Origin of the sequence: Geminicoccus sp. (genome assembly GCF_036263595.1) — a bacterium.
Classification (GTDB): domain Bacteria; phylum Pseudomonadota; class Alphaproteobacteria; order Geminicoccales; family Geminicoccaceae; genus Geminicoccus.
On sequence record NZ_DATAGQ010000217.1, the window covers coordinates 1 to 6417 of the forward strand.

The window sequence follows — 6417 nt, forward strand, 5'->3', positions numbered from 1 at the left end:
CTCAGCATCGAGGGCTGGATCCCACGTTCGGCCACAATCTGCATCTGCGGCCGGCCGCTGCTCTCCAACAGCCCTGCCGCCCCCGCTTGAACCCGGGCGTGAACGCCCGCCTCGTCTTCGCCATCAGATCACCTTCCTCGCCCCCTTGAAGCGTATCAGAAGTGTCCACCGAAGCGGGGGAGGATCACCCTGCCGCATGATGGTCAACTGTACCATCACATCGCGGGATCAAGCATCTAATCGCGTCCTTCTCTGTGCGCTCACCACACCCAAGAAGCGGTTGGTCAGCTCAACAACCGCAAGGTTCTGGAGCATCGTCTTCGCGCTCCGAGGCGGCCATTGTTCAGCGGGGAGCGAACGGCAGGTCCGGCCCAACGGGAACAATGCCGTTCGGATTCAGAGCCTTGATCGAGTAGTAGCCGCGCTTGATGTGGTCGATGTTCACCGTCTTGGCGATCGCCGGTATGCTAAGCATGCGCTTGAGGTAGGTCGAGAGCTTGGGATAGTCGGCGATCCGCCGGCGATTGCACTTGAAGAGGCCGTAATAGGCGGCGTCGAACCGGACCAGGGTCACGAAGGCGCGGATATCGGTTTCCGTCAGGTGATCACCGACGAGGAAGCGGCGGCCATCAAGCCTGTCCTCAAGCTCATCCAGCATCGCGAAGACGTCGGCGAAGGCCTCTTCATACGCCGCCTGGGTGGTGGCAAAGCCGGCGCGATAGACGCCGTTGTTCAGGCGCGGGTACATGTGCTCGTTGAGCGAGTCGATCTCCAATCGAAGTGGCTCTGGATAGAGGTCAACCAGGTCATCGGCCAGGACGCCGAAGCCGGAGTTCAGCATCCGCACGATATCGGTGGACTCGTTGTTGACGATGGTCTGGCTCGTCCTGTCCCAAAGGACGGGAACGGTGGCACGGCCGGTGAACGCGGGATCAGCCCGCGTGTAGATCTCGTGCAGATGAGTCGCGCCGTTGAGCGGATCCGGACGGCAGACCGCATCGTTGCCAAAGCGCCAGCCTTCGTCGGTGAGGGCCGGCTCCAGCACCGTTACCGAGACCACGTCCTCGAGCTGTTTCAGGGCACGGGCGATCAGGGTGCGCGAGGCCCAGGGGCAGATCAGTGCGACGTAGAGGTGGTAGCGCCCGGCCTCAGCCGGGAAGCCACCTTCGCCAGTCGGCCCGGGGCTTCCATCGGGCGTGACCCAATGGCGAAAGCTGGAGGTCTGGCGGACGAAGCCGCCCTTGGCGTCCTTGGCCTGGACGGGGTGCCAGGCAGTGGACCACGTGCCGTTCACGAGCATGATCGGGTTCACCCAACGAGGTTTGCGAGGACAATCGGGCCAGATCGCCGATCGATCAGGCGGTACGCAGGAGGACGCGCGTGCCCCAAGGATCCTGGACCGCAAAGCCGCCCTCGAGTGGGGTGGTCGCTACCGAGGCGGCCCTCAGCCGGACGGCTGCGTCGTCCACGACCGAACGGTCGCGGGCGAGAAGCTCGAAGCAGGAAAGCCCGGTCACCGCATCCTGACGCGGCGATGCGTTGCGACTGTTCCAGATGTTGGCCGCGAGCTGGTGGTGATATCCGCCCGACCCGAAGAAGCTTCCGCCGGGGTAGCGGCAGGTGATGTCGAAGCCGAGGAGGTCTCTGTAGAAGGTTTCGGCCGGTGCGATCGCGCCGACCTGAAGATGTACGTGACCGACGATCCCGCTATTGGGAAAGCCGTTCCAGCGGCGACCGCCGGCCGCCTCGAACACCGACTGAATGTCCAGCGGATCACTCGGCATGTCGTACCCCGCCTGGGTGACAGGCCATTGGCCTGCCGGGCGGTCGGCATAGATCTCGATGCCGTTGCTTTCGGGATCAGAGAGGTAGACGGCCTCACTGACGGCATGGTCGGAGGCACCGTGGACGGCGATCCGCTGCTCTGAGGCGAAGGCGATCCAAGCGCCGAGATCGGCTCGGCTCGGCAGTAGGAAGGCCGTGTGGAAGAGGCCCACCTCTCGCGGTGAACGGCGGCGCGCGGCAGGATCATGAACGAGCTCGAGGAGTATCGTCGAGCCGGTACCGAGACGGGCGGTTCCACCGCACCGCTCGATCACCTTGAGCCCGATCGTGTCCTCGTAGAAACGGCTGACGGCATCGAGATTATGGACCACGAGCGAGACGATGCCGATCCGATGCGGCGCAGCGGCGAGCACGGGGGAGGCAGGTAGCTTCGGCATGGCATCGACAAGGTCGGTCATCAACGATCTCCGATCGGCCACAGGTCAGGCGGTCGCAAGACGCACGGCCGGAGTAGGCTTGGCGGCAAAGGCGCCATCACCGAGCAGCGCCACACTAACGAGGCCGATGATCCAGAGGGCAGGAAATTCCCAGCCTCCGTTCGGGCTGGAGAAGAAGAAACCTGCCGCGCCGTGCACGGTGAAGATCGCGCCGAGCAGGATCGGCACCAGGGCGAGCGCAACGAGGCGGCTATAGACGCCGAGGATGAGGGCAATGCCGCCCAGGATCTCGGCTGTGATCACCAGATAGGCGAGGGTACCGGGAAGGCCGAGGCTACCGAAGAACTGCACCGTGCCGGCGGGCGTGAAGACGAAGATCTTGAGACCGGCATGGGCAAGGAAGAGCAGCCCGAGAGTGACGCGCAATACGAACGCGGCATAAGGGGCAGTGCGGGTATCGATCATGTCGGTGGGCTCCTGTTGTCTGGTACCTCATGTACGGCTTGCGTTCTGGTGTGATAATCAGCTGATCTGAAAATTTAGCTCACACTGTGCGAGTGAGGTTGATGCTGGACCGGGTGACGGGAATGCAGGTGTTCTCGCGGGTTGCCGCGCTTGGAAGCTTGTCGGCGGCGGCACGCGCACTCGGCATGTCACAGACCATGGTGACCAAGCATATCGCGGCCATCGAGGAGCGCTTGGGTGTGCGGCTCCTCCATCGCACCACCCGGAAACTGACGTTGACCCAAGCCGGGCGTCGGTACCTGGAGAGCGCCGAACGTATCCTCGACGACATCGAGGAGGCGGAGGCGACCGCTGCAGCGGAGCGGGTCGAGGCCCGAGGAACACTCCGGGTCAACGCGCCGCTGTCCTTCGGCATACGTCACATTGCACCCATGATGGCTGAATTCGCTCGCCGACACCCGGCCGTCCTTATGGACCTTGGCCTCTCCGACCGCTTCGTCGACCTCGTCGAGGAGGGCTGGGATCTCGCCATCCGGATAGGCCGAATGCAGGATTCCAGCATGATGGCGCGGCGTCTCGCACCCTGTCGGATGGTCGTTTGTGCATCACCTGATTATCTCGCGGAGCATGGACGGCCGGCCACCGTGAGAGACCTCGCTGGCCACAACTGCCTCAGCTACACCCTCTCGCGCATGCAGTCCGGAGGTCGCTGGTTGTTTGGCCAGGATGCGCGTGTCAGCGTGCCGGTCTCGGGCAATCTCCGTTCCAACAACGGGGATGCTTTGGTTGCCGCCGCACTCGCCGGGCAGGGCCTCATCTACGAGCCTACCTTTCTGGTGTCGGACGCCTTGAGAGACGGACGTCTGATAGTGGTCGAACTCGATGTACCCTTTATCGAGCTTCCCGGTATCTATGCCCTACATTCAGCGAGCCGCCTGCCGCCTGCCAAGGTACGGACATTCATCGAGTTCTTGGGACAGCGCTTTGGAGGCGTTCCGCCGTGGGATCGCTCTTTACCACCCGCTTCTGGATCGTAATCGGCAGCGAGGTCGTCAACACGCCTTGAGGCAGTTGCACAATATTTCCTGGCTAGGCCCTCAGCTCAACCCACCCCTGGCCGCGTAGGCGACGAGCTGGTCCACGACGTACCGCACCCGCGGACTGAGCTGTGCCTGGCGCGGCCAGAGTGCATGGACACCCACGGGGACCGTGGAATAGTCGCGCAGGACAGCTTCGAGCACACCCTGCTTGAGTTGGGTGCGGACAAGCGAGATCGGAAGCTGGCAGAGTCCGAGCCCGCCGACCGCAGCGTCGACCATCGCCTCACCATCACTCAGCTGATGCATCGCAGGCGGCGTGACACGCGTCTCGACCCCGGCCTCGCGTACGGTCCAGGCGAGCGGCGGTCCCTTGACGGAGCCAACGATGCAGCGATGCGCGCGGATATCGGCCAGTGTGCGCGGTTCACCATACGCACGGAGATAGGCCGGTGCCGCGCAGATCACGCGCTCCTGGTCGACCAGGTGGCGGGCGATCAGGTGGCTGCTGTCCTTGAGCGCGCCGAACCGGATGGCAAGATCGACGTCGTCCTGCAGCAGATCGCTGGTTGCATCGGTGAAGGTGAGGTTCAGGCTGAGCTCCGGATGGGGGCGGATCATCTCGATCAGGAGCGGCAGCAGCACGCGTCGCCCAAAGGCGACCGGCATGTCGATGTGTAGCCGCCCCTTGAGGACGCGGTTGCTGGAGGACAGTGCTGCCTGGGCTGCGGTGATCTCGTCAATGGCGCCAGCACAGGCGGCAAGGTAGGCCTCGCCGTCCGCCGTCAGCCGGGTCAGCCGAGTCGTGCGGTGGAACAGCTTGAAGCCCAACCGCTCCTCTAGCCGGATGATGCTCTTGCCCACCGCCGACTTGGTGATGCCAAGGCGCTCGGCTGCCTCGGTGAAGCTGCGCGCGCGGGCGGCAGCCACGAACACCGTTACGCCGGAGAGCGGATCCTGCTCAGGCACTGGTAGAACTCCGCTCTACTCACTGTCGCCGATTGCTACCTTTATAGCCGCTGCTTCCACAATAGATAACTAAGGGACATCCCCTAGCGCTTCGGCTCGAGCGGGCCGTTCGCCATTCGCCTGACAGAGGAGAAACTTCATGCCCGTCGTTCGCGTGAGCTGGTTCGAAGGCAAGGACCATGCGCAAAAAGAGAAGGTGGCCGCAGAGATCACCGAGAGCATCGTCCGCAACACCGGGACTGATCCCCAGTACATCTACGTCATCTTCGACGACGTGAAGCCGAGCGATTGGGCGGGTGCCGGCAACCTGTTTGGAAGGGTGGCCGCAGAAAGTGCTGGCGAGGCCTGACGCTGCTTGAGGAGAACAGCATGCGGACGACCATTCTCGGGGTGGTGTGTGCCCTTGCTCTGGGCTTGGCGACGGCACAGGCCCACGCCGAACCGGCCCTTCAAGTGTTGGGAAGTAACTTCATCTTCCCCAACAGAATCAAAGGGCTGCCGGCCAAGCTGTCAGAGTTCACGGACCTCCAGATCAATAGGTTCGTGACCAACGACGGCGTGGGACTAAGCTATTGGGAGGCGGGGCAGGGCCGGCCGGTCATCTTCATACCCGGCTGGTCGGCGAACGGAGCCGAGTACGTCAACGTGATGTACCTGCTCTCCCCGCATTACCGGGTGATCGTGCTCGACCCGCGCAATCAAGGATTCTCTGAGCGTGTGCCTTATGGATCGCGCATCGAGCGCTTCTCGATGGACCTGAAGGAACTCGTCGACCACCTTGGTCTGCAGCAGGTTGACCTCTGCGGTTGGTCGATGGGCGCGTCCGTGATCTGGGGCTACATCGATCTGTTCGGGACGCAAGGCATCCGCAAGGCGTGCTTCGCCGACGAGCCGATCTCGATCTACTCGCACGACGACTGGTCGGAACAGGAGCGGTTGGAGGCTGGCGGCACGACGACGTCGGCAGAGCGCATGGTGGCGGGCATGACCCGCGGTGAACCGCTCAACAGCCTTGTTACGGATCTCAAGCCCTGGGCGCGGTTCCAGCTCAAGGACTCGCCCGCTTTTCTGAACTCCGAGGCGTTCGCGGAAGCGTTTATCAAGAATGATCCGGAAGCGATCGGTCGCGTGCTGTTCGACCACGTCACCAACGACTGGCGCGACGTGATCCGCCACAGGATTGATGTGCCGGTCGCGATCTTCTCAGGCGAGGAGAGCAACAACCTGCCCAGCCAACGCTGGGCAGCAGCGGTGATCCCGAACGCGACCCTCTACAGCTACAGCTCGGCTGAGCAGGGCGACCACTTCTTGATGTTCAAGAACCCCATCAAGTTCACAGACGATCTCCGGGGGTTTCTGGAGCGCTGATCCGTTGGAGCGGCGCTCTTCTAGCCCAGTACACGCCAGATGGACATAGTGGGAAGGGCTTGTCTTGTTAGGGTCGAGACCTGTCGGAATTACTGTCTCGAAAGCTCCAGAACAGCCCATGTGAGACGGGCTGTGGTGTCTCACGCTTCTGGCTTACTGGGGTAGACCCATAAAAAGCAATATCAGCTAATCCGCTGTTGCTGGTCGTGCAATCCATGATTACATTGCAATCAAATAGCTCGGTTAGCTCAATGCCATGGCCAGCCTCACTGTCCGCAACCTCGATCCGACCGTAAAGGAGCGGCTGCGGGTCCGTGCTGCCCGCCATGGCCGCTCGATGGAAGAAGAAGTGCGTT

At 62.8% G+C, this 6417-nt stretch carries 8 protein-coding genes and 1 pseudogene; 4 read left to right on the forward strand and 5 right to left on the reverse strand.

Annotation, left to right across the window (positions count from 1 at the left end):
• The 4 genes and pseudogenes from VHL31_RS24015 to VHL31_RS24030 all read right to left on the reverse strand — a co-directional run.
• Positions 1-124 (reverse strand): annotated as a pseudogene (locus VHL31_RS24015) (IS3 family transposase); the annotation flags it as partial.
• 219 nt (positions 125-343) lie between these two features.
• Positions 344-1300 carry a glutathione S-transferase family protein gene (locus VHL31_RS24020; protein ID WP_349262538.1) on the reverse strand — a complete coding sequence of 319 codons (957 nt, stop codon included), beginning with the start codon at positions 1298-1300 and terminating at the stop codon, positions 344-346.
• A 55-nt stretch (positions 1301-1355) separates the two neighbouring features.
• The gene (locus VHL31_RS24025; protein WP_329663780.1) at positions 1356-2243 is read right to left on the reverse strand and encodes a VOC family protein; all 888 of its coding nucleotides are present in this window, start codon (positions 2241-2243) and stop codon (positions 1356-1358) included.
• A gap of 24 nt (positions 2244-2267) precedes the next feature.
• Entirely contained in the window at positions 2268-2687 is a 420-nt protein-coding gene (locus VHL31_RS24030; protein WP_329663781.1) for a DoxX family protein, read from the reverse strand.
• 101 nt (positions 2688-2788) lie between these two features.
• Here VHL31_RS24030 and VHL31_RS24035 point away from each other — a divergent pair, with 101 nt between their 5' ends.
• Complete coding sequence (locus VHL31_RS24035) at positions 2789-3724, forward strand: LysR family transcriptional regulator (RefSeq protein ID WP_329663782.1); 936 nt, start codon at positions 2789-2791, stop codon at positions 3722-3724.
• A gap of 60 nt (positions 3725-3784) precedes the next feature.
• On the opposite strand, the gene VHL31_RS24040 is transcribed toward VHL31_RS24035, so the two are convergent.
• Positions 3785-4693 (reverse strand): LysR substrate-binding domain-containing protein, encoded by a 909-nt coding sequence (locus VHL31_RS24040; RefSeq protein WP_329663783.1) that lies wholly within the window; start codon positions 4691-4693, stop codon positions 3785-3787.
• A 139-nt stretch (positions 4694-4832) separates the two neighbouring features.
• Between VHL31_RS24040 and VHL31_RS24045 the strand changes: the two genes are divergently transcribed.
• The 3 genes from VHL31_RS24045 to VHL31_RS27090 all read left to right on the forward strand — a co-directional run.
• Complete coding sequence (locus VHL31_RS24045; RefSeq protein WP_329663784.1) at positions 4833-5042, forward strand: 4-oxalocrotonate tautomerase family protein; 210 nt, start codon at positions 4833-4835, stop codon at positions 5040-5042.
• 20 nt (positions 5043-5062) lie between these two features.
• Positions 5063-6061, forward strand: coding sequence for an alpha/beta hydrolase (locus tag VHL31_RS24050; protein ID WP_329663785.1), 999 nt, complete (start codon positions 5063-5065; stop codon positions 6059-6061).
• A 256-nt stretch (positions 6062-6317) separates the two neighbouring features.
• Positions 6318-6417 (forward strand): FitA-like ribbon-helix-helix domain-containing protein (locus VHL31_RS27090; protein WP_414653816.1); only part of this gene is annotated, 100 nt, incomplete at its 3' end.